Origin of the sequence: Kosakonia sp., from assembly GCF_032052965.1 — a bacterium.
Taxonomy (GTDB): Bacteria; Pseudomonadota; Gammaproteobacteria; order Enterobacterales; family Enterobacteriaceae; genus Kosakonia.
The window spans coordinates 1-21,738 of sequence record NZ_DAMBVN010000009.1; the positions used below are offsets into that span (position 1 = coordinate 1).

The following is a 21,738-nucleotide window of genomic DNA, read 5'->3' on the forward strand; positions in this document are numbered from 1 at the left end:
CGACCCCGACCTTGGCAAGGTCGTGCTCTACCAACTGAGCTATTCCCGCTTATCATCGATTTTTCAGCAACTTACAAACATTTTGCACTGAAATTTCGAGATGCCGTGTTTCACATTTCTGTGTCTTCACGGGAGGCGCATTATACGAGAATTCCTTCTTGCTGCAAGCCCCTGAAAGCAAATTTTCTTTTTTTTTGTTCAAGTGACGATTTAATCGACAAAATGAACATTTTTCCAGCAAACCCGCACCAGTACTGGCCTTGCAGGGCAAGGCAAACACATTCCCTGCCCTGCAAGAAACGCATTACAGCTTAATAAAGTGCTCGCGATAATAAGCCAGCTCCGCCACCGATTCGCGAATATCGTCCAGCGCCTGGTGGGTATTCTGCTTTTTCAGCCCGTCCAACACTTCAGGCTTCCAGCGGCGCGCCAGCTCTTTCAGTGTGCTGACATCCAGGTAGCGATAGTGGAAATAGGCCTCCAGTTCCGGCATGTACTTAAACAGAAAGCGACGATCCTGACCGATACTGTTGCCACAAATCGGCGATTTCCCGGCAGGCACCCACGCTTTTAAGAATTCGAGAGTAGCCTGTTCCGCCGCGCGGTCGTCAAGCTGGCTCGCTTTTACCCGGTCAACCAGTCCGCTACCAGTATGGGTGCGCACGTTCCAGTCATCCATTAATGCCAGTTGCGCATCGGATTGATGGACAGCAATCACCGGCCCTTCTGCCAGAATATTAAGATTGGCATCGGTCACCAGCGTCGCGATCTCAATAATGCGATCGCGCTCGGGATCTAACCCCGTCATCTCCAGATCGATCCAAATGAGGTTGTTTTCATTTGCGCTCATGCTATTTTCCACCCTTCTCGCGTCACTATATTCATCTAGAATTGCGTGTATCATAGTCGTTTTGCCCATCCAGGGCGACCAGGAGCCAGCACGATTGAGTAAAAATAAACTCTCCAAAGGGCAGCAGCGCCGCGTTAAAGAGAATCACCAGCGCCGGCTGAAAACCTCTACGGAGAAAGCTGACTACGATGACAACCTCTTCGGCGACCCGTCCGAAGGTGTGGTTATCAGCCGCTTCGGCATGCATGCTGATGTGGAATCCGCCGATGGCGAAGTGCACCGTTGCAATATTCGCCGCACCATTCGTTCGCTGGTCACGGGTGACCGCGTGGTCTGGCGTCCTGGCAAAGAAGCCGCAGAAGGCGTTACTGTCAAAGGCATTGTTGAAGCCGTGCATGAACGCACCACAGTGCTCACACGCCCCGATTTTTACGACGGCGTCAAACCTATTGCTGCCAATATCAATCAGATTGTGGTGGTCTCAGCTATCCTGCCGGAACTGTCGCTGAACATTATCGACAGATATCTGGTGGCGTGCGAAACGTTGCAAGTCGAACCACTGATCGTGCTGAACAAAATCGATCTGCTGGACAATGACGGCATGGCTTTCGTGAATGAGCAAATGGATATCTATCGCAAGATTGGCTATCGCGTATTAATGGTATCCAGCCATGCGCAAAACGGCCTTACCCCGCTGACAGAAGCGTTGACTAACCGCATCAGTATCTTTGCCGGGCAATCGGGCGTGGGTAAATCAAGCTTACTGAACACACTGCTCGGTTTGCAGGAGACGCAGATCCTCACCAATGATGTGTCCGATGTTTCCGGGCTGGGGCAACACACCACCACCGCAGCGCGCCTCTATCACTTTCCGCACGGCGGCGATGTGATTGACTCGCCGGGCGTGCGCGAGTTTGGGCTCTGGCACCTTGAACCGGAACAAATTTTTAACGGCTTTGTCGAATTCCATGATTATCTGGGCCAGTGCAAATATCGTGACTGCAAGCATGATACCGACCCGGGTTGCGCCATCCGCGAAGCGGTGGAGAAAGGCGAAATCGCTGAGAGCCGTTTCGACAACTATCACCGCATTCTGGAAAGCATGTCGCAGGTAAAAACGCGTAAAAGCTTTTCTGAATCAGATGACTGACAACTAAGCTAAGCATCGCTAGAATCGTCCCCCATTTGGAAAAGGATCCGGCGCACAGCGGCGGATCAGGAACGACAAAAACAATGGCCTGGAGGCTGCTTTGTTAAACTCATTTAAACTTTCGCTACAATACATTCTGCCGAAACTGTGGCTCACTCGCCTGGCGGGCTGGGGCGCAAGTAAGCGAGCGGGCTGGCTGACCAAACTGGTTATCGATCTGTTTGTGAAATACTTCAAGGTCGATATGAAAGAGGCACAAAAGCCAGACACCGCCAGCTATCGCACGTTCAATGACTTCTTTGTTCGTGCGTTGCGCGACGAGGTTCGCCCACTGAACACCGACCCGAACGTGCTGGTGATGCCGGCAGACGGCGTGATCAGCCAGCTTGGTGATATTGAAGAAGATAAAATTCTGCAAGCCAAAGGTCATAACTACAGCCTTGAAGCCTTGCTGGCGGGCAACTACCTGATGGCCGATCTGTTCCGCAATGGTAGCTTTGTCACCACCTATCTGTCGCCACGCGATTATCACCGCGTTCATATGCCCTGCAACGGTATCCTGCGTGAAATGATTTATGTGCCGGGGGATCTCTTCTCCGTCAACCATCTGACCGCACAGAACGTACCGAATCTCTTTGCCCGTAACGAACGCGTCATTTGCTTGTTTGATACCGAGTTTGGCCCGATGGCGCAAATCCTTGTCGGTGCAACCATTGTCGGCAGTATCGAGACGGTATGGGCTGGCACCATTACCCCGCCGCGCGAAGGCGTCATCAAACGCTGGACCTGGCCTGCGGGCGAGAGTGAGGGCGCGGTCGCCTTACTGAAAGGTCAGGAAATGGGCCGCTTCAAACTCGGCTCCACCGTCATCAACTTGTTCGCGCCGGGCAAAGTGAAGCTGGCGGAACAACTGCAAAACCTGTCGGTCACTAAAATTGGCCAGCCGCTGGCCGTATCCAACGAGCCTTTCGTCCCCGCCGCTGAACCGGCACCGTTGCCGGAAGCGGAAATTAAAGCAGAACACGACGCCAGCCCGCTGGTTGACGATAAGAAAGACGAAGGCTAATCCCCAACCCAGGAAGACTGACGTGCGCCTGATTATCACTTTTCTGATGGCCTGGTGCCTCAGCCTGGGGGCCGTAGCTGCTACGGCCCCCGATGCCCGACAAATTTCACAAGAACTGGAGCAGGCCAAAGCGGCGAAGAACACGCCGGAGCAGGCCGAAACCATTGAGGTGCTCCAGGCTGCGTTGAATGCACTCGAAGAACGCAAAGGTTCCCTTGAGCGTGCGCAGCAATATCAGCAAGTCATTGATAACTTCCCCAAGCTTTCCAGGACATTACGTTCGCAGTTGGATAACCTGCGCGACGAACCGAAAGCCGTTCCCACCGACATGAGCAGCGATGCGCTAAATCAGGAGATCCTCCAGGTCAGCAGCCAGTTGCTGGAGAAAACACGCCTGGCACAGCAGGAACAGGAACGTGCGCGGGAAATCAGTGACTCCTTAAACCAGTTGCCGCAACAGCAAACTGATGCCCGCCGCCAGGTGACTGAAGTAGAACGTCGCCTCAGTTCGCAAACGGCAGCCACACCGCTGGCGCAAGCGCAAAATCTTGCCGCGCAGGCAGAGTCAGCGAAGCTGAAAGCGCAGGTCGATGAGCTGGAACTGGCGCAACTCTCAGCCAATAACCGCCAGGAGCTGTCGCGCATGCGTTCAGAGCTGGCGCAGAAGCAGAGCCAGCAGTTGGATACGTACCTGCAGGCCTTGCGCAACCAGCTTAACAGCCAGCGCCAGCGCGAAGCGGAACAGGCGCTTGAAAGCACCGAATTGCTGGCGGAAAACAGCGCCAACTTACCGGCAGGTATCGTCGAACAGTTCCGTATTAACCGTGAGTTGTCGCAAGCGTTGAACCAACAAGCGCAGCGGATGGATCTGGTGGCCTCTCAGCAACGCCAGGCCACCAGCCAGACCTTACAGGTGCGCCAGGCGCTTAATACCCTGCGTGAGCAATCACAATGGCTGGGCGCATCCAATATGTTGGGCGAGGCGTTGCGCGCGCAGGTTGCCCGTCTGCCGGAAATGCCCAAGCCACAGCAACTGGATACCGAAATGGCGCAGTTGCGTGTGCACCGCATGCGTTATGAAGATCTGCAAAACAAGCAGCCACAGCTACGGCAAATCCGTCAGGCTGACGGCCAGCAGCTGACTGCCGAGCAAGGGCGTATTCTGGAAGCGCAACTGCGCACGCAGCGTGAGCTTTTGAATTCCCTGTTGCAGGGCGGGGATACGCTCATCCTTGAACTGACCAAACTGAAGGTCGCCAACAGCCAACTGGAAGACGCACTGAAAGAGGTGAATGAGGCAACCCACCGTTATCTATTCTGGACAGCGGATGTCAGCCCGATAACCTTTAGCTGGCCCATTGAAATCGTTCAGGACCTGCGTCGCTTGCTGTCGCTGGATACCGCCAGTCAGTTGGGGAAAGCCAGCGCCATGATGCTGACCAGCAAAGAGACGCTGTTCCCGCTGTTTGGCGCGTTAATTCTGGTTGGCTTCAGCATCTACTCGCGCCGCCATTTTACCCGCTTTCTGGAGCGTTCCAGCGCCAGAGTGGGTAAAGTCACGCAGGATCATTTCTGGCTCACCATGCGCACCGTGTTCTGGTCGATCCTTGTTGCCTCTCCCTTACCGGTACTGTGGGCGACACTGGGGTATGGTTTGCAGGAAGCCTGGCCCTGGCCGCTGGCGGTGGCCATTGGCGATGGCGTAACGGCCACCGTACCGCTGCTTTGGGTTGTGATGATCTGCGCAACCTTTGCCCGTCCAACGGGGCTGTTTGTCGCCCACTTTGGCTGGCCACGCAACCGTGTTGCTCGTAGTATGCGTTACTACCTGATGAGCATTGGCTTGATTGTCCCGCTGATTATGGCGCTGATCATGTTTGATAACCTTAACGACCGCGAATTTTCCGGATCGCTGGGCAGGCTGTGTTTTATTCTGATCTGCGGCGCGCTGGCGCTGGTGACACTGAGCCTGAAACGAGCCGGTATTCCCCTTTATGTGGATAAAGGCGGCAATGGCGATAATATGCCGAACCACCTGCTGTGGAACCTGCTGATGAGCGCGCCGTTGATTGCCATTCTTGCGGCAGCTGTCGGCTACCTTGCCACAGCGCAGGCACTGCTGGCGCGGCTGGAAACGTCGGTGGCTATCTGGTTCCTGCTGCTGGTGGTGTACCATATTATCCGTCGCTGGATGCTGATTCAGCGTCGCCGTCTGGCCTTTGAGCGCGCACGTCATCGCCGTGCGGAAATCCTCGCGCAGCGCGCACGCGGAGAGGATGAACCCGCCCATCAAACCAGCACGGAAGGTGTGGCCGACGTCGATGAAGCCGAAGTTGATCTGGATGCTATTAGTGTCCAGTCGCTGCGGCTGGTGCGCTCGATCCTGATGCTGATTGCGTTGTTGTCGGTCATTGTGCTGTGGTCGGAGATCCACTCTGCATTCGGTTTCCTCGAAAACATCACGCTGTGGGATGTCACATCTACCGTGCAGGGTGTGGAAAGTCTGGAGCCGATTACGCTGGGCGCGGTGCTGATTGCCATTCTGGTCTTTATTATCACTACCCAACTGGTGCGTAACCTTCCGGCTCTGCTGGAACTGGCTTTGCTACAACACCTGGAGCTGGCGCCGGGAACCGGTTACGCCATCACCACCATCACCAAATATCTGCTGATGCTATTTGGCGGGCTGGTGGGTTTCTCCATGATCGGTATTGAATGGTCGAAATTACAGTGGCTGGTGGCAGCACTGGGGGTAGGTCTTGGGTTTGGTCTGCAGGAAATCTTCGCTAACTTTATCTCTGGCCTGATCATCCTATTCGAAAAACCGATCCGCATTGGCGATACCGTAACAATCCGCGATTTGACGGGCAGTATTACCCGCATCAATACCCGCGCCACAACGATCAGCGACTGGGATCGTAAAGAGATCATCGTACCGAACAAAGCGTTCATCACTGAACAGTTTATAAACTGGTCGCTATCAGATTCAGTAACCCGTGTGGTACTGACGGTGCCAGCGCCAGCAGATGCCAACAGTGAAGAAGTGACGCAAATCCTTAACGCCGCAGCCGAACGCTGCTCGCTGGTGCTCGACAATCCCGCACCGGAGGTGTTCCTGGTTGACCTGCAACAAGGGCTACAACTGTTTGAACTGCGTATCTATGCCGCGGAAATGGGGCACCGCATGCCATTGCGCCATGAGATTCATCAGTTGATTCTGGCGGGCTTCCGCGAACACGGTATTGATCTGCCCTTTCCACCGTTCCAGATGCGTCTGGAGAGTCTGGACGGCAGGCGCAGTGCGAGAACGCTCACCTCAGCAGGTAAGAGCTCACGCCCGGCAGGCAGTTTATAAACATGCTGCGCCGGAAGGCGCAGCATGTTACTGGCAGAGAGTAGCCGTCCGGAGGGAAATCAGCTACGGGTGATGAGACACTTATGCCCGATCGACGGTAAAAGCGATCACGTCCGCCAGGCTTTCTGCCTGCAACGCCAGCATGATCAGGCGATCAACGCCTAACGCCACACCGGAGCAGTCGGGAAGCCCGGCCTTCAGTGCTTCCAGCAGGTTCATATCCACCGGTTGCTGCGGTAAACCCCGCGCCGCACGCTTACGGTTGTCCTGCTCGAAACGCTGTTGTTGTTCACGCGCATCGGTCAGCTCGTGGAAACCATTCGCCAGTTCAATGCCCTTGAAATACACCTCGAAGCGCTCCGCCACCCGATGATCTTCCGTACTGATTTGCGCCAGCGATGCCTGGCTTGCCGGAAAATGGTAAACAAACGTTGGACGATCTTTACCGATCTGCGGCTCTACGCCCATGGTGAAAAGCAGTTGCAGCAACGTATCGCGATCTTCTTCGCTATCGGCGATATTGCTCAGATCGAGCTTTGCCGCGACTTCACGCAGTTGGGTTTTATCGGCAGAGAGCGGATCGATTTCCAGATAGCGCTGGAATGCCTGCTGATAGGAGAGCGATTCCGCCGCCGGGCATTCCAGCACCTGCTGCAGTAAATCATCCACCTCGTTCATCAGACGGTACATGTCGTAATGCGGACGATACCACTCCAGCATGGTGAATTCAGGGTTGTGATGACGACCCATCTCTTCATTGCGAAAGCTTCTGCACAGCTGGAACACCGGGCCGCAACCCGCAGCCAGCAGGCGTTTCATGTGGTATTCCGGGCTGGTCATCAAGTAGAGATTCAGACCCTGAGAGTGGCCGGGACCAACAAAACGGGTTTCAAACGGGAACAGGTGAATATCCGTTACCGTCGCCTGGCTCATACAGGGCGTTTCCACCTCAAGTACGCCACGATCGGCAAAGAATCGACGGATCTCCGCCATCATTGCCGCGCGTTTCAATAGGTTGGGGATGGATGCGCTCGGCTGCCAGGTTGCCGTCTCGCTCATGGTACTTTCTCCATATTCAGACAAGGGGACGAAGTCTACCCGCATCGATCCACAGAGACAAATTTTGCACAGAAAATTTTCAGTTATGTCGTCTATAAATAGAGAGGACGGATTAAGTGATGATATCAATCAACTTCAGTGACGCATCACACGACAGAACAGCAAAAAAATCGAACACATCAAATTTCCCTTCGATCCCTACGGTTATACTGCCCTTACCCAAAAAGGAGCAGTGGAACATTTCCGCAATTACCTAAAGCGCTTCAGGCTTATCGTTGCGGAACAACAATAATCTGGAGGAATGTCGTGCAAACCTTTCAAGCCGATATCGCTGTGATTGGCGCAGGCGGAGCAGGATTACGTACCGCGATCGCCGCGGCGCAAGCCCACCCTAACGCCAAAATCGCATTGATTTCAAAAGTCTACCCCATGCGCAGCCATACGGTTGCCGCAGAAGGCGGCTCTGCCGCCGTGGCCCAGGATCATGACAGCTTCGAGTATCATTTCCACGATACCGTCTCTGGCGGTGACTGGCTTTGCGAACAGGATGTCGTTGACTATTTTGTGCACCATTGCCCGACAGAGATGACTCAGCTTGAGCAGTGGGGCTGTCCGTGGAGTCGTCGCCCGGATGGTACAGTCAACGTGCGCCGCTTCGGTGGGATGAAAATCGAACGCACCTGGTTCGCGGCCGATAAAACCGGCTTCCACATGCTGCATACACTGTTTCAAACCTCGCTGCAGTTCCCGCAGATCCAGCGCTTCGACGAACATTTCGTACTCGATATCCTGGTCGACGATAACCACGCTCGCGGCCTGGTCGCAATGAACATGATGGAAGGCACGCTGGTGCAAATCCGCGCCAATGCCGTTGTGATGGCTACCGGTGGCGCCGGCCGTGTTTACCGCTACAACACCAATGGCGGCATTGTGACCGGTGATGGTATGGGCATGGCGCTGGCACACGGCGTTCCGCTGCGCGACATGGAATTTGTTCAGTATCACCCGACCGGCCTGCCAGGTTCCGGTATTCTCATGACGGAAGGTTGTCGTGGCGAAGGCGGGATCCTCGTGAACAAAAACGGCTATCGCTATTTGCAGGATTACGGCATGGGGCCAGAAACACCCCTTGGCGAGCCGAAAAACAAATATATGGAACTTGGCCCGCGCGACAAAGTGTCGCAGGCATTCTGGCACGAGTGGCGCAAAGGCAACACGATCTCAACACCGCGCGGAGATGTAGTGCATCTGGATTTACGCCACCTTGGCGAGAAAAAAATCAAAGAGCGTCTGCCATTTATTTGCGAACTGGCGAAAGCCTACGTGGGTGTCGATCCTATCAAAGAACCGATTCCAGTTCGCCCGACCGCGCATTACACCATGGGCGGTATCGAAACCAATCAGAACTGTGAATCCCGCATTACCGGTCTGTTTGCCGTTGGTGAATGTTCTTCCGTGGGGCTGCATGGCGCCAACCGTCTCGGCTCGAACTCGCTGGCGGAACTGGTGGTGTTTGGCCGCCTCGCGGGCGAACAGGCGATGGAACGCGCCGCCACGGCAAGCCGTGCCAACGACGATGCCCTCAACGCGCAGGCTGCGGACGTTGAGCAACGGCTGAAAGCGCTGGTTAACCAGAATGGCACCGAAAGCTGGGCGAAAATTCGCGATGAAATGGGTGAGTCAATGGAAGAAGGCTGCGGTATTTACCGTACGCCAGAATTGATGCAGAAAACCGTTGATAAGCTGGCGGAGCTGCAGGAACGCTTTAAACGCGTACGTATCACCGATACTTCCAGCGTCTTCAATACGGATGTGCTTTACACCATTGAACTGGGCCATGGCCTGAACGTTGCCGAATGTATGGCGCACTCTGCGCTGGCGCGTAAAGAGTCCCGCGGCGCGCATCAGCGTCTGGATGAAGGCTGCACAGAACGTGATGATGTCAACTTCCTCAAGCACACTCTTGCCTTCCGCGATGCCGACGGCTCAACGCGACTGGAGTACAGCGACGTGAAAATCACGACACTGCCCCCGGCGAAACGCGTCTACGGTGCAGCGGCTGAAGCGCCCGAGAAGAAGGAGACGAACAATGGCTGAGCTGAAGAATCTAAAAATCGAGATCGTGCGCTATAACCCGGAAGTGGACAATGCGCCGCACAGTGCCTTCTACGATGTCCCCTTCGATGAGGCAACGTCGCTGCTCGACGCGCTGAGCTACATCAAAGACAACCTTGCTCCGGATCTGAGCTATCGCTGGTCGTGCCGTATGGCGATCTGTGGTTCCTGCGGGATGATGGTCAATAAAGTGCCGAAGCTGGCCTGTAAGACCTTCCTGCGTGATTACGAGAAAGGGATGAAAGTGGAAGCACTGGCGAACTTCCCGATTGAGCGCGATTTGGTGGTCGATATGACTCACTTTATCGAGAGTCTCGAAGCCATTAAGCCTTACATTATTGGCAATACGCGCACACCCGATCAGGGACCAGGTACGCAGACGCCGGCACAAATGGCGAAATATCACCAGTTTTCTGGCTGTATTAACTGCGGTTTGTGTTATGCCGCCTGCCCGCAATTCGGCCTCAATCCTGAATTTATTGGCCCGGCAGCGATTACGCTGGCGCACCGCTACAATCTGGATAGCCGCGATAAGGGTAAAGCGGAGCGTATGGGGCAACTGAACAGCAAGAACGGCGTATGGAGCTGTACGTTTGTCGGCTACTGCTCGGAAGTCTGTCCGAAGCATGTCGATCCGGCCGCTGCTATTCAGCAGGGCAAGGTAGAAAGTTCGAAAGACTTTCTTATCGCCACCCTGAAACCACGCTAAGGAGCGCATTATGACGACTAAACGTAAAGCCTGGGTTCGTCCTGTTCCCGCAAGCTGGTGGAAACAGCTGCCGTTTTATCGCTTCTATATGCTGCGTGAAGGCACGGCGGTAGCGGCGGTCTGGTTTAGCATTGTGCTGATCTTTGGGTTGTTTTCCCTCAAACATGGCCCGGAAAGCTGGGCCGGTTTTGTCAGTTTCCTGCAAAACCCGGTTGTTGTGATCCTCAACCTTATTTCACTGGCAGCGGCGTTGCTGCATACCAAAACCTGGTTTGAACTTGCGCCAAAAGCATCGATCATCATCGTAAAAGGCGAAAAAATGGGGCCAGAGCCGGTTGTGAAAGGGCTTTGGGCAGTTACAGCTGTGGTCACGGTAGTGATCCTGTTTGTCGCACTGTTCTGGTAAGGAGGCCAAAGTGATTAACCCGAATCCAAAACGTTCCGACGAACCCGTATTCTGGGGCTTGTTTGGCGCAGGTGGTATGTGGAGCGCTATCGTCGCTCCGGTTATCATCGTGCTGGTTGGCGTGCTGTTACCTCTGGGCTGGTATCCCGGAGAAGCGCTGAGTTACGAACGTATCCTGGCGTTTGCACAAAGCTTTGTCGGTCGCGCTTTTCTCTTGTTAATGATTGCGTTGCCGGTGTGGTGTGGTCTGCATCGTATTCACCATATGATGCATGATTTAAAAATTCACGTGCCGAGCGGCAAATGGGTCTTCTACGGCCTGGCCGCTATCCTGACGGTAGTAACGCTTGTCGGCGTAATTTTTATTTGATACCTGTCGCTCTCCTGCATTCGCAGGAGAGCATATTTCTCGCCAGCGTCTATACCTGAAAGAAACAGCTGGAAGGAAAATACCATGCGTCTGCCGCTCATCATCGTTATGCTTGCCGCTGCGTTTTTGGTTTCTGCCTGCAGTTCCCCTACTCCTCCCGACGGCGTGACAGTGGTTCAGAATTTTGAAACCCAACGTTACCTCGGCAAATGGTATGAAATTGCCCGTTTGGATCACCCCTTCGAGAGCGGTCTGGAAAAAGTCACCGCGACTTACAGCCTGCGTGATGATGGCGCGCTGAATATCATCAACCGTGGCTATAACCCGGATCGCGGCATGTGGCAACAAACCACCGGCGAGGCCTGGTTCACCGGTGACCCGCGCACCGCGGCGCTGAAAGTTTCCTTCTTTGGCCCGTTCTACGGGGGTTATAACATCATCGCGCTGGACGATGACTACCGCTACGCGCTGGTTTGCGGGCCAGACCGCAACTACCTCTGGCTCCTGTCGCGCACGCCAACGCTTCCTGAGAAGGTCAAACAACAGATGTTAGCTATCGCGGCGCGACAAGGCTTCGCCGTTGAAAAATTACTCTGGATTAAACAAGCGCCTTAATGGGTGCTGAGTTTCAGACCGATAATACCTGCGACAATAAGACACAGGCTGACGATACGCGCCAGACTTGCGGATTCACCAAGCAGGACAATGCCGGCAATAGCCGCGCCGACCGCGCCAATACCGGTCCAGATAGCGTATGCCGTTCCTACTGGCAAGGTTTTCATTGCCCATGAGAGCAACAGCACGCTGGCGATCATCGCGGTAACAGTAATGATACTCGGGGTTAAGCGTGTAAATCCCTGCGTGTACTTCAGGCCGATAGCCCAAACCACTTCCAGAAGACCTGCAATAAGAAGAATAAACCAGGACATCATTGGCTCCGTTGCGGGGCCGTCCCCAGTGAGAATTGGCGCAAACGGGTCGTCCCGTTTGGCGTTTGAACAGGGAACAGATTTTGACCGTTTCAGAGTATTATTTCAACATTTTTGCTCTTACCCAATTTTAGGGGGTTAAAGCAAGAAATAGCCACTGTTCGCAGCGCAGTTCAGGCATTTATTAAGCAGATATACATCCTATGATGAATCGCTTTCCTGAATACAGGAAGTCGTGCGCCACCTTCTGACTGCGAATAATGATATGTTCAAAATTCTTGTGATTGACCGTTGTTACTTCACCCGTTCAGGGATGGAATCCTGGCTCAATCAAACTGATTTGTTTCCCGCGTCATTCCTTGTGACCGCACTGCATAACTTAATGTTAGCGAAAGAACATATTGTGCAATGGCAACCGGATTTGATCATCGCCGATCTCCATGGATTTAAAAGCGAAATTCATCATAGTCAGCAGCTTGCTTCACTCTTTTCTGTTTGCGGTGAAGACAACCAGCTTATCTTGCTGGAGTCGGGTGAGGATGCACAACTCTCCACGTTTTACGCGCAATTCAAGGTAAAAGCGAAGCTGCAAAAAACGGAATCATTAGAGTCGCTTGCCCGTACCATTGATACAATGGTGCTGGCCCGCCCGTTACGCGCCATTCCACGTATCGTCACGCCGTTACTCACAAAGCAGGAAGAGAAAGTGTTAACTCTGTGGATGGAGGGGAAAAGTAACCAGATGATTGCCAACAAAATGAGCATTAACGGCAAAACGGTTTATACCTACAAGCGCAATATCAGAATGAAATTGGGAATGGGGAACCGCTTTACACCGTTCCTGTCACTGCCCGAGAACCCACTGCCGGAAAACCCAAATTAACGGTACGGCGTAAGCCGTACCGACAGGGATGACTACTGCGCTCGTGTTGCCGCACCAGAAATCGCGCTACCGCCTTCGGAGATATCCTGACCGACGCCACGCGTCGTGTTACAAGCGGTCAGAACCGAAGAAAGGACCAGTACAGAAAAGATCGCAGCAATTGTCTTCTTAACCATAATATCTTCCTTTTGTGACCAATATTGTTTGTGTATAGCCACTTAAGCATAGACAAGATCCCGGCATATGACCGGAACGGAAGCATTTTTAAGAAGATGTGAAGTTTTTAGTTCGCCGCGCGGGAAATAACATGACCAAGACTCTGGATGTCTTCACCGACGCCGCGCGCGGTATTACAGCCAGAAAGAAAGGCACAACTGATAAGCATTAGTGAGAGGAATTTCGCAAAACGTTTCATCATCCCTGCCTGCAAAGTTCTGCGGCGTAGCACTGCGCTACGCCGACATCGCGATGATTATTTCACGCGGGAAACGTATTCGCCAGAGCGGGTATCAACTTTAATCACTTCACCGATCTGCACGAACAGCGGCACTTTCACCACGGCGCCAGTGCTCAGAGTAGCCGGTTTACCGCCAGTACCGGCAGTGTCGCCTTTCAGACCTGGATCGGTTTCAACGATTTCCAGTTCGACGAAGTTCGGCGGCGTTACGGAGATCGGCTGGCCGTTCCACAGGGTCACGATGCATTCAGCCTGATCCAGCAGCCATTTTTCGTTGTCGCCAATTGCTTTAGCATCAGCAGAGAGTTGTTCGAAGGTTTCGTTGTTCATGAAGTGCCAGAACTCACCGTCGTTGTAAAGGTAAGTCAGGTTCATATCGACAACGTCCGCGCCTTCTGCGGAATCAGTAGATTTGAAGGTTTTCTCAACACGTGTACCGGTCAGCAGGCGACGCAGTTTCACGCGCGCAAATGCCTGGCCTTTGCCTGGTTTTACGAATTCGCTGGCTTCAACCGCGTACGGCTCGCCGTCCATCATGATTTTAAGACCGGCACGAAAATCGTTGCTATAGTAAGTCGCCATAAGGCCCTCTGAAATTGTTAACTGGTAGCTAAGCCACAAAATGGCGCATATTGTAACCCTAAAAACCCCGTCCAGAGAAGATTGGTTATTGCAACTTAACGATGTAATCACCGATCCGGATGAACTGTTACGTCTTTTAAAGATAGACAATGACCCTAATTTAATCGCTGGTAGCGCGGCAAAGCGGCTGTTTCCCCTGCGCGTTCCTCGTGCATTTGCTGCGCGCATGCAGCCTGGCGATCCTAATGATCCACTTTTGCGTCAGGTACTTACCACATCGGAAGAGTTTCTCGCTGCGCCAGGTTTTACCACCGATCCACTGGAAGAACAAAGCAGCGTTGTGCCCGGACTGCTACATAAATACCGCAACCGCGCTCTGCTTCTGGTCAAAGGAGGCTGCGCGGTAAATTGCCGTTACTGCTTCCGCCGCCACTTCCCCTATGCCGAGAACCAGGGTAACAAGCGCAACTGGCAAGGTGCGCTGGATTATATTGCTGCCCATCCGGAACTGGATGAGATCATTTTCTCTGGCGGCGATCCGCTGATGGCCAAAGATCATGAACTGGACTGGCTGATCGAGCAGTTGGAAGCGATCCCGCATATCAAACGGCTGCGCATTCACAGCCGTTTGCCGATTGTTATACCGGCTCGCATTACCGATACGCTGGCAGCACGGTTTGCGCGTTCGTCATTGCAGATTTTGTTGGTTAACCATGTGAATCACGCACAAGAAATTGACGGTGATTTCCGGGCTGCTATGGGTAAATTACGCCAGGCTGGTGTGACATTGCTCAATCAAAGTGTGCTGCTGCGCGATGTCAACGATAACGCCCAGGCGCTGGCGGCATTGAGTAATGCCTTATTCGATGCGGGAGTGATGCCGTACTATTTGCACGTGCTGGATAAAGTTCAGGGCGCGGCACATTTTATGGTGAGCGATGAAGAAGCGCGTAAGATCATGCGCGAATTGCTGACGCTGGTTTCCGGTTATATGGTGCCTAAACTGGCTCGTGAGATTGGCGGTGAGCCCAGTAAAACGCCGCTGGATTTGCAACTGCGCCAGCAATAAAAAAACACGGCTGCGCGCCAGGCGGAGCAACACGCAGCCGTGAAAACAAGCCCCTTTACCGGGGATTCGTTATTCCCTGTTAAAATTTCTCCCACCCTTCATCATCAGCGCTGGAAATAGAGACAACAGACCGACTGTTTTTGGCGGAAAGCGAAGAGGCCTTCATTTCCTGCTGGCCTGGCAGACGGAACACATCCACAAGTTGTTGCAGTTTCATCGCCTGATCCTCAAGGCTACCGGCCGCCGCAGAAGACTCCTGTACTAACGAGGCGTTTTGTTGCGTAGTGGTGTCCAGTTCGGACATGGCCTGCGCAATCTGCGTGATCCCGCGATCCTGCTCATCCGAGGCAGCGGCAATTTCCTGCATCAGATCTTTCACTTGCATGACAGAATGTACGATGCCATTCATTGCTTCACCGGCCAGATCAACCTGTCGGGAACCATCTTCAACATAGCTCACCGACTCTTTGATCAGACTTTCGATCTCTTTCGCTGCCTGGGCGCTACGCTGCGCAAGGGAGCGGACTTCCCCGGCAACAACAGCAAACCCTCTTCCCTGATCGCCCGCACGAGCAGCTTCTACCGCGGCGTTGAGCGCCAGGATGTTGGTCTGGAAAGCAATGCCGTTAATGACAGACGTGATTTCAGAAATTTTATTCGAGCTTTCAATAATGTCTTTCATACGGCTAACGGTGGCGCTAACGACTTCGCCCCCTTGCGACGCCGCCTGTGATGCCGCAATCGCCAACTGGCTCGCCTGATGCGAGTTTTCCGCGTTCTGTTTCACCGTCGAGTTGAGTTCTTCCATACTCGCCGCCGTTTCTACAACCGCAGCGGATTGCTGCTCGGTGCGCGCAGAAAGCTCATTGTTGCCCATGGCAATCTCATTCGCTGCCGTATTGACTGAAGAGGACGCGGAACGCACCATCTTCAACGATTCGGCCATCCGGGCGATGAGCTGGTTGAATGCGCTGGCAGCCTGCCCGATTTCATCCATTTTCCCGGTATTCAGTGAGTAGCTGAGATCCAATTTTTCACTGATATTCACCATGCCGTCTTTCATTTCATTCAGTCGGCGACGAATATTAAGCACCGTCACCAATCCAAACAGACCCAGCGAGATCGTGGCAATAAGAGTGGTTGAAATGGATAATACGATTGAGCGGGAAATAAGTGCACTGCTTTGTTGTTGCGCGGCATCGACCAACTGCGTGTTATAGGCCACCTGGTCGGAAAAATCACTTATTAACAAATTAATATTACTTGCAATCATGCCATCGCTCTGCATGGCGTTTGAAACCGCTACGCGATCATTCGCTTCAGACAGTTTAAAATATTCATCCATCAGCCCTCTGAATTTATCCAGATCGGCAAGAGATTTTTTAGACTGTTCTATATCATGGGCATCAACGGTTAACTCTTTCAAATAATATTGATGCATGTTATACAATTTATTGTATGTCTCTAATGCATCTTTTTTTATTTTCGCCATCTCAACAGCGTCGTCAGACAGTGCGTGGAGGAAAAGCTGCCCACGAACGGCCATTATCTGCAGCATCTCAGAATTCATCGCGTCAAGACTGGGTAAGGTATTCTCCTGAAACGTCTCCTCTGATTTACTGATCTCCTGAAGCGAAATCATCGCAATAAGGTTCGTGCCGATAAGACTGATTATCAGCAAAGAAAAAGAAAGCAATAAGCGCTTGGTAATATTCATGCAAAACTCCCAACACCATCTCAATTAAATTATGAAGCATGCGGGAAATCCATTTCGCAATTCTTCCTGCTTGGGGATATCGGCAGATGGTGAAAACACTTTATCTGTTCCTTTAAAAAAAACAAAAAAGTGAGAGGTATAATGGCTTAAATCATTATTTTAAAAAACAACATTCATGGAGATTATTTAGCAGCAAATAAATATAGGGGAATAATATATATAATAATAAAGTTATTTTCTTTTTATTAAATAAATCACTCCCGTCATGGTTAACGGGAGTCGTCATGCATACTCAGTTTTGGCACTTATAAACCTGGCCGGTCATTTCGCTGGCTGTAGGTACAAAGCTGGACAACAGACCTTGCGTCGGACTGGTTACACCATACAGCACGTTACCGCCCATGGCGGCCGCCTGGTTGCGCAGGGCGTTTGCCGCGCCACGCATAGAGCCGCCTTCTTCCCCGTGCTGTCCAGAAAGCCAGTTGCTCTGCTTACCGGTTGCTGTGCCAAGGTACTGGCAATTAGCAGCAGGTTTATCCTCTACCAGGCGCACATTCTGCCCGCCAGAGGACAAATCGCTACTGCTGCTACACCCAGCCAACAACAGCGCAACACCAACCATCCCCACGAAATGTTTTACGTGCATGTTATTCCCCATAATCAATGAGCTGGACGCAAGTCGTCCGTGTGTAAACCTTATACTAAAAAGATGACCAAAAGAAAAATGCCGTCATCGCAGGCCGCACAATTCGGGACAGATAACGGCAAACAGGGTGTGTTTCACTTTCGTGTTGAGCAATGTTGTTTACGTACCACTTCAACATTCATATTGAGATACAGGCAGGCACCACCGACTCTGACCAACCGCGGTGAGTGGCAAAATGCAATAAAAAAAGAGCGGGGATTAACCCGCTCTTTTTCGATGAACTCACATCAGGGCACGCCCTGACTGTGTGTCCGGCAGCAATTACATCATGCCGCCCATACCACCCATGCCGCCCATACCGCCAGCAGCACCTAAGTCCGGCGCGTCGCCTTTAGGCAGGTCAGTAACCATGCACTCGGTGGTGATCATCAGGCCGGCTACGGAAGCCGCGTACTGCAGTGCAGAACGGGTCACTTTAGTCGGATCCAGAATACCCATGTCGATCATGTTGCCGTATTCTTCGGTCGCTGCGTTGTAACCGTAGTTACCGTCGCCACCTTTCACAGTGTTAGCTACAACTGACGGTTCTTCACCGCAGTTCAGCACGATCTGACGCAGCGGAGCTTCCATTGCGCGCAGCGCAACTTTGATACCCACGTTCTGGTCTTCGTTCTGGCCTTTCAGGTCAGCGATTTTGCTTGCTACGCGAATCAGCGCCACGCCGCCGCCAGCAACCACGCCTTCTTCTACCGCAGCACGGGTCGCGTGCAGGGCATCTTCAACGCGGGCTTTTTTCTCTTTCATTTCAACTTCGGTAGCTGCACCGACTTTGATAACTGCCACGCCGCCTGCCAGTTTCGCTACGCGTTCCTGCAGTTTTTCACGGTCGTAATCGGAGGTCGCTTCTTCGATCTGCTGACGGATCTGAGTAACGCGGCCCTGAATTGCGCTCTCTTCACCCACGCCATCGATGATGGTGGTGGTGTCTTTGTTGATCACAACACGTTTAGCCTGACCCAGGTCTTCCAGAGTTGCTTTTTCCAGTTCCATACCGATTTCTTCAGAAATCACGGTACCACCGGTCAGGGTTGCAATGTCCTGCAGCATGGCTTTACGACGGTCGCCAAAGCCCGGCGCTTTAACCGCAGCCACTTTCACGATACCGCGCATGGTGTTAACCACCAGCGTAGCCAGTGCTTCGCCTTCAACATCTTCAGCGATGATCAGCAGCGGTTTACCCGCTTTAGCTACTGCTTCCAGAACCGGCAGCATTTCGCGGATGTTAGAGACTTTTTTATCTGCCAGCAGGATGAACGGGCTTTCCAGTTCTACTGCGCCCGTTTCCGGCTTGTTGATGAAGTACGGAGACAGGTAGCCGCGATCAAACTGCATACCTTCAACCACGTCCAGTTCGTCCTGCAGACCGGTGCCGTCTTCAACGGTGATCACGCCTTCTTTACCCACTTTGTCCATCGCTTCGGCGATGAGCTTACCAACGGTTTCGTCGGAGTTCGCGGAGATGGTACCAACCTGAGCAATTGCTTTAGAGTCAGAGCACGGTACAGACAGCGCTTTCAGTTCTTCAACCGCAGCAGCGACAGCTTTGTCGATACCACGTTTCAGATCCATCGGGTTCATGCCCGCAGCAACAGCTTTCAGGCCTTCAGTAATGATGGATTGCGCCAACACAGTCGCGGTGGTGGTGCCGTCGCCCGCAGCGTCATTCGCTTTAGAGGCTACTTCTTTCACCATCTGCGCGCCCATGTTTTCGAACTTGTCTTCCAGCTCGATTTCGCGTGCTACAGAAACACCATCTTTGGTGATGGTCGGCGCACCGAAAGATTTATCCAGAACCACGTTACGGCCTTTCGGGCCGAGGGTAACTTTCACTGCATCTGCCAGAACGTTAACGCCGCGCAGCATTTTTACACGAGCGTCGTTACCGAATTTTACGTCTTTAGCTGCCATTTTCTCTTTCCTTAAATTCGTTCAGGTTCGCGCGTGAACTTACGCTTCAACAATTGCCAGAATGTCGCTTTCGGACATGATCAGCACTTCTTCATTGTCGATTTTCTCGGCTTTAACACCGTAGCCGTCGTTGAAAATCACGATATCGCCCACTTTCACGTCCAGCGGTTGCACTGTACCGTTTTCCAGGATGCGGCCCTTACCGACAGCGATGATTTCGCCACGAGTTGATTTGCCTGCTGCAGAACCGGTCAGAACGATGCCGCCAGCGGATTTGGATTCAACTTCTTTACGTTTGACGATCACACGATCATGTAACGGACGAATACTCATTGATAGCTCTCCTTTGAGAAAGTCATTATCAGTTATGGATGACGCCGGGCCGCACAGGGTTTCCGGCTGGTGACCTGAGAGATGGGGTTCGATATTTCCCCCTTCAAGGGGGAAGAACAAAAAAAATTTACGAAAGTGCCTGCTACCCCATAACCCTGCGCTATACCCCCATTGCTGGCAGGTGTCATTAAGCCATAAGTAAAATCGATTGTGATAACATCAAGCCTCTTTACAGCAGGCGGACAAAGGTTCATGAGCGGATTAAAACAAGAGCTGGGATTAGCCCAGGGCATCGGGTTGCTTTCCACCTCCCTACTCGGCACCGGCGTTTTTGCGGTACCCGCGTTGGCGGCACTGGCGGCAGGCAATAACAGCCTGTGGGCGTGGCCGTTGTTGATCCTGTTGGTGTTCCCGGTGGCGATCGTCTTCGCCGTGCTGGGACGGCATTTCCCTAGCGCCGGCGGTGTCGCCTACTTTGTCGGCATGGCCTTCGGTCCGCGTCTGGAACGCGTCACCGGTTGGCTATTTCTCTCTGTTATTCCGGTGGGTCTGCCTGCTGCGCTCCATATTGCCGCAGGTTTCTGGCAAGGAATGTTTGGCTGGCAAGGGCCGCAATTATTGATCACTGAACTGGGTACGCTGGCGCTGATCTGGCTGCTTGGGACGCGCGGTGCAGGCTCCAGCGCTAACCTGCAATCGATCATCGCCGGGCTGATTGTTGCGCTGATTGTCGCCATCTGGTGGCGCGGCGGCATTCATTTCAGCGAAATCCTCTTTCCCCCGCTGTCGCAGGTGCCGGTTTCTGCGATGTCGGCATCGCTGGCGGTGATGTTCTGGTGTTTTGTCGGGCTGGAAGCCTTCGCGCACCTGGCTTCTGAGTTCAAAAACCCCGAGCGCGATTTCCCGCGCGCGTTGATCATCGGTTTGCTGCTCGCAGGCTCAGTGTATTGGGCTTGTACCGTGGTGGTGCTGCATTTCGACGTCTGGCGCCACGACGGAGCCGCCGCCTCCCTGCCGTTGATTGTGGTGGAACTCTTCGGTAAGCAGGCACTGTGGATAGCCTGCATTATTGGTTACCTGGCCTGCTTTGCCAGCCTGAATATTTATATCCAGAGTTTCGCCCGACTGGTCTGGTCGCAGGCGGCCTATAAGCCTGATGGCGCGCTGGCGCGACTGTCAAAGCGCCAGCTACCGCAAAATGCCTTAAGTGCGGTGATCCTCTGCTGTATGGTCTGTACCCTTGCGATTTACGCCTTCAGCATCGATCTCGATACGCTGATCATCTATGCAAACGGCATTTTCATCATGATCTATCTGCTGTGTATGCTGGCAGGATGCCGGCTGTTGAAAGGGCGTTATAAAGGGCTGGCTGTATTGGGTAGCGCGCTGTGTTTGCTGCTGCTGATCGTACCCGGGTGGAAAAGCCTGTATGCGGTGGTGATGTTAGCGGCGCTCTGGATCCTGTTACCCAAACGCCGCTCAACAACTATTCGTTCAGTACAGCCTTAGAACAGGCCCGGCGCCGGGCCTTATATCAGCGATCGTCTTTGTCTTCGAGGCGATTACGTGGATCATCCTTGCGCTGGTACTCCCCTTCAAAAGTGTCTCCACCGCCGCTTCCCGCGCTAAACCCCCCCCCCGGCATGCGCGAGAAGCGCAAATGCGGCATCAGTTTCAGCGTGAGATGTTTTTGCACTGGCGGTAATAATAAGAGCAGCCCGAGGAAATCGGTAAAGAAACCGGGCAGTACCAGCAACAGGCCTGCGATGATCAACGACACGCTTTTGATCATTTCTGCCGCCGGGCTTTCACCTTCCGCCATTTTCTGCTGCATCAGCATAAAATTCTTGAAGCCCTGGTTACGCACCAGCGACATGCCAATCACCGAGGTAAAGATCACCAGAATCAGCGTCATCAGCACCCCAAAGACATGCGCGACCTGAATGAAGATCGAAATCTCAATGTAAACGTATAAAAAAACAGCAATAAAAGGTATCCAGCGCACTGGGGTCTCCTGTCTGCGGACAGACGCCCTGTGGCGTCGTTCTGAATGAGTTTGCGAATTGCGTAATTA

The 21,738-nt window shown here is 53.0% G+C and carries 22 protein-coding genes; 11 read left to right on the forward strand and 11 right to left on the reverse strand.

The window, feature by feature from the left end:
• Positions 1-304: 304 nt before the first annotated feature.
• Positions 305-850, reverse strand: a complete 546-nt coding sequence (gene orn, locus RTX30_RS12525; protein ID WP_312690217.1) for an oligoribonuclease — start codon at positions 848-850, stop codon at positions 305-307.
• Positions 851-944: 94 nt separating this feature from the next.
• Here orn and rsgA point away from each other — a divergent pair, with 94 nt between their 5' ends.
• From rsgA to mscM, 3 genes are all read left to right on the forward strand, one after another.
• Positions 945-2,000 carry a small ribosomal subunit biogenesis GTPase RsgA gene (gene rsgA / locus RTX30_RS12530; protein ID WP_312690219.1) on the forward strand — a complete coding sequence of 352 codons (1,056 nt, stop codon included), beginning with the start codon at positions 945-947 and terminating at the stop codon, positions 1,998-2,000.
• Between the two features lie 100 nt (positions 2,001-2,100).
• A complete protein-coding gene (gene asd / locus RTX30_RS12535) occupies positions 2,101-3,066 on the forward strand; it encodes an archaetidylserine decarboxylase (protein WP_312690221.1) in 966 nt (321 codons plus the stop codon).
• Between the two features lie 22 nt (positions 3,067-3,088).
• Entirely contained in the window at positions 3,089-6,421 is a 3,333-nt protein-coding gene (gene mscM, locus RTX30_RS12540; protein WP_312690223.1) for a miniconductance mechanosensitive channel MscM, read from the forward strand.
• Positions 6,422-6,502: 81 nt separating this feature from the next.
• Here the strand turns inward: mscM and epmA are convergent, their stop codons facing one another.
• Positions 6,503-7,480 (reverse strand): elongation factor P--(R)-beta-lysine ligase, encoded by a 978-nt coding sequence (epmA, locus tag RTX30_RS12545; protein ID WP_312690225.1) that lies wholly within the window; start codon positions 7,478-7,480, stop codon positions 6,503-6,505.
• A gap of 306 nt (positions 7,481-7,786) precedes the next feature.
• On the opposite strand from epmA, the gene frdA reads away from it, so the two are divergent.
• The 5 genes from frdA (at position 7,787) to RTX30_RS12570 (ending at position 11,695) form a co-directional block, all read left to right on the forward strand.
• Entirely contained in the window at positions 7,787-9,577 is a 1,791-nt protein-coding gene (gene frdA, locus RTX30_RS12550; protein WP_312690227.1) for a fumarate reductase (quinol) flavoprotein subunit, read from the forward strand.
• Positions 9,570-10,304 (forward strand): succinate dehydrogenase/fumarate reductase iron-sulfur subunit, encoded by a 735-nt coding sequence (locus tag RTX30_RS12555; protein ID WP_312690228.1) that lies wholly within the window; start codon positions 9,570-9,572, stop codon positions 10,302-10,304. The genes frdA and RTX30_RS12555 overlap by 8 nt, the downstream gene beginning before the upstream one ends.
• A gap of 10 nt (positions 10,305-10,314) precedes the next feature.
• A complete protein-coding gene (frdC, locus tag RTX30_RS12560; RefSeq protein ID WP_312690230.1) occupies positions 10,315-10,710 on the forward strand; it encodes a fumarate reductase subunit FrdC in 396 nt (131 codons plus the stop codon).
• A 10-nt stretch (positions 10,711-10,720) separates the two neighbouring features.
• On the forward strand, positions 10,721-11,080 hold the full coding sequence (gene frdD / locus RTX30_RS12565) for a fumarate reductase subunit FrdD (RefSeq protein ID WP_312690232.1): 360 nt from the start codon (positions 10,721-10,723) through the stop codon (positions 11,078-11,080).
• Positions 11,081-11,164: 84 nt separating this feature from the next.
• The gene (locus RTX30_RS12570; protein ID WP_312690234.1) at positions 11,165-11,695 is read left to right on the forward strand and encodes a lipocalin family protein; all 531 of its coding nucleotides are present in this window, start codon (positions 11,165-11,167) and stop codon (positions 11,693-11,695) included.
• Here the strand turns inward: RTX30_RS12570 and sugE are convergent.
• Entirely contained in the window at positions 11,692-12,009 is a 318-nt protein-coding gene (gene sugE, locus RTX30_RS12575; protein WP_312690502.1) for a quaternary ammonium compound efflux SMR transporter SugE, read from the reverse strand. The two genes, RTX30_RS12570 and sugE, sit on opposite strands and share 4 nt — an antisense overlap.
• 265 nt (positions 12,010-12,274) lie before the next feature.
• Between sugE and RTX30_RS12580 the strand changes: the two genes are divergently transcribed.
• Positions 12,275-12,892 (forward strand): LuxR C-terminal-related transcriptional regulator, encoded by a 618-nt coding sequence (locus RTX30_RS12580; RefSeq protein WP_312690236.1) that lies wholly within the window; start codon positions 12,275-12,277, stop codon positions 12,890-12,892.
• Positions 12,893-12,924: 32 nt separating this feature from the next.
• Here RTX30_RS12580 and ecnB read toward each other — a convergent pair whose 3' ends face one another.
• The 3 genes from ecnB to efp form a co-directional block, all read right to left on the reverse strand.
• On the reverse strand, positions 12,925-13,068 hold the full coding sequence (gene ecnB / locus RTX30_RS12585; RefSeq protein ID WP_192466363.1) for a lipoprotein toxin entericidin B: 144 nt from the start codon (positions 13,066-13,068) through the stop codon (positions 12,925-12,927).
• A 107-nt stretch (positions 13,069-13,175) separates the two neighbouring features.
• The gene (locus tag RTX30_RS12590; RefSeq protein ID WP_312690504.1) at positions 13,176-13,307 is read right to left on the reverse strand and encodes an entericidin A/B family lipoprotein; all 132 of its coding nucleotides are present in this window, start codon (positions 13,305-13,307) and stop codon (positions 13,176-13,178) included.
• Positions 13,308-13,364: 57 nt separating this feature from the next.
• A complete protein-coding gene (gene efp, locus RTX30_RS12595; RefSeq protein ID WP_312690240.1) occupies positions 13,365-13,931 on the reverse strand; it encodes an elongation factor P in 567 nt (188 codons plus the stop codon).
• A 40-nt stretch (positions 13,932-13,971) separates the two neighbouring features.
• On the opposite strand from efp, the gene epmB reads away from it, so the two are divergent.
• Positions 13,972-15,000, forward strand: coding sequence for an EF-P beta-lysylation protein EpmB (gene epmB, locus RTX30_RS12600; RefSeq protein ID WP_312690242.1), 1,029 nt, complete (start codon positions 13,972-13,974; stop codon positions 14,998-15,000).
• A gap of 79 nt (positions 15,001-15,079) precedes the next feature.
• On the opposite strand, the gene RTX30_RS12605 is transcribed toward epmB, so the two are convergent.
• The 4 genes from RTX30_RS12605 to RTX30_RS12620 all read right to left on the reverse strand — a co-directional run bounded on the left by RTX30_RS12605 (position 15,080) and on the right by RTX30_RS12620 (position 19,664).
• On the reverse strand, positions 15,080-16,717 hold the full coding sequence (locus RTX30_RS12605; RefSeq protein WP_312690244.1) for a methyl-accepting chemotaxis protein: 1,638 nt from the start codon (positions 16,715-16,717) through the stop codon (positions 15,080-15,082).
• 292 nt (positions 16,718-17,009) lie between these two features.
• Complete coding sequence (locus RTX30_RS12610) at positions 17,010-17,363, reverse strand: DUF4156 domain-containing protein (protein WP_312690246.1); 354 nt, start codon at positions 17,361-17,363, stop codon at positions 17,010-17,012.
• A 321-nt stretch (positions 17,364-17,684) separates the two neighbouring features.
• Positions 17,685-19,331 carry a chaperonin GroEL gene (groL, locus tag RTX30_RS12615; protein ID WP_312690248.1) on the reverse strand — a complete coding sequence of 549 codons (1,647 nt, stop codon included), beginning with the start codon at positions 19,329-19,331 and terminating at the stop codon, positions 17,685-17,687.
• Positions 19,332-19,370: 39 nt separating this feature from the next.
• Positions 19,371-19,664: a co-chaperone GroES gene (locus RTX30_RS12620; RefSeq protein ID WP_007372708.1), complete on the reverse strand. Its 294-nt coding sequence runs from the start codon at positions 19,662-19,664 to the stop codon at positions 19,371-19,373.
• 252 nt (positions 19,665-19,916) lie between these two features.
• Here RTX30_RS12620 and yjeH point away from each other — a divergent pair, with 252 nt between their 5' ends.
• Positions 19,917-21,173 (forward strand): L-methionine/branched-chain amino acid transporter, encoded by a 1,257-nt coding sequence (gene yjeH / locus RTX30_RS12625; RefSeq protein WP_312690250.1) that lies wholly within the window; start codon positions 19,917-19,919, stop codon positions 21,171-21,173.
• Positions 21,174-21,198: 25 nt separating this feature from the next.
• On the opposite strand, the gene RTX30_RS12630 is transcribed toward yjeH, so the two are convergent.
• Positions 21,199-21,669 carry an FxsA family protein gene (locus RTX30_RS12630; protein WP_312690252.1) on the reverse strand — a complete coding sequence of 157 codons (471 nt, stop codon included), beginning with the start codon at positions 21,667-21,669 and terminating at the stop codon, positions 21,199-21,201.
• Between the last annotated feature and the right edge of the window lie 69 nt (positions 21,670-21,738).

Bases quoted from the DNA above. Each gene is read 5' to 3' on its own strand.
- RTX30_RS12605 (WP_312690244.1), bottom strand. From the start codon at position 16,717: ATGAATATTACCAAGCGCTTATTGCTTTCTTTTTCTTTGCTGATAATC.
- RTX30_RS12610 (WP_312690246.1), bottom strand. From the start codon at position 17,363: ATGCACGTAAAACATTTCGTGGGGATGGTTGGTGTTGCGCTGTTGTTG.
- RTX30_RS12590 (WP_312690504.1), bottom strand. From the start codon at position 13,307: ATGAAACGTTTTGCGAAATTCCTCTCACTAATGCTTATCAGTTGTGCC.
- sugE (WP_312690502.1), bottom strand. From the start codon at position 12,009: ATGTCCTGGTTTATTCTTCTTATTGCAGGTCTTCTGGAAGTGGTTTGG.
- efp (WP_312690240.1), bottom strand. From the start codon at position 13,931: ATGGCGACTTACTATAGCAACGATTTTCGTGCCGGTCTTAAAATCATG.
- orn (WP_312690217.1), bottom strand. From the start codon at position 850: ATGAGCGCAAATGAAAACAACCTCATTTGGATCGATCTGGAGATGACG.
- yjeH (WP_312690250.1), top strand. From the start codon at position 19,917: ATGAGCGGATTAAAACAAGAGCTGGGATTAGCCCAGGGCATCGGGTTG.
- RTX30_RS12570 (WP_312690234.1), top strand. From the start codon at position 11,165: ATGCGTCTGCCGCTCATCATCGTTATGCTTGCCGCTGCGTTTTTGGTT.
- groL (WP_312690248.1), bottom strand. From the start codon at position 19,331: ATGGCAGCTAAAGACGTAAAATTCGGTAACGACGCTCGTGTAAAAATG.
- RTX30_RS12580 (WP_312690236.1), top strand. From the start codon at position 12,275: ATGTTCAAAATTCTTGTGATTGACCGTTGTTACTTCACCCGTTCAGGG.
- frdC (WP_312690230.1), top strand. From the start codon at position 10,315: ATGACGACTAAACGTAAAGCCTGGGTTCGTCCTGTTCCCGCAAGCTGG.
- RTX30_RS12555 (WP_312690228.1), top strand. From the start codon at position 9,570: ATGGCTGAGCTGAAGAATCTAAAAATCGAGATCGTGCGCTATAACCCG.
- ecnB (WP_192466363.1), bottom strand. From the start codon at position 13,068: ATGGTTAAGAAGACAATTGCTGCGATCTTTTCTGTACTGGTCCTTTCT.
- RTX30_RS12620 (WP_007372708.1), bottom strand. From the start codon at position 19,664: ATGAGTATTCGTCCGTTACATGATCGTGTGATCGTCAAACGTAAAGAA.
- epmA (WP_312690225.1), bottom strand. From the start codon at position 7,480: ATGAGCGAGACGGCAACCTGGCAGCCGAGCGCATCCATCCCCAACCTA.
- epmB (WP_312690242.1), top strand. From the start codon at position 13,972: ATGGCGCATATTGTAACCCTAAAAACCCCGTCCAGAGAAGATTGGTTA.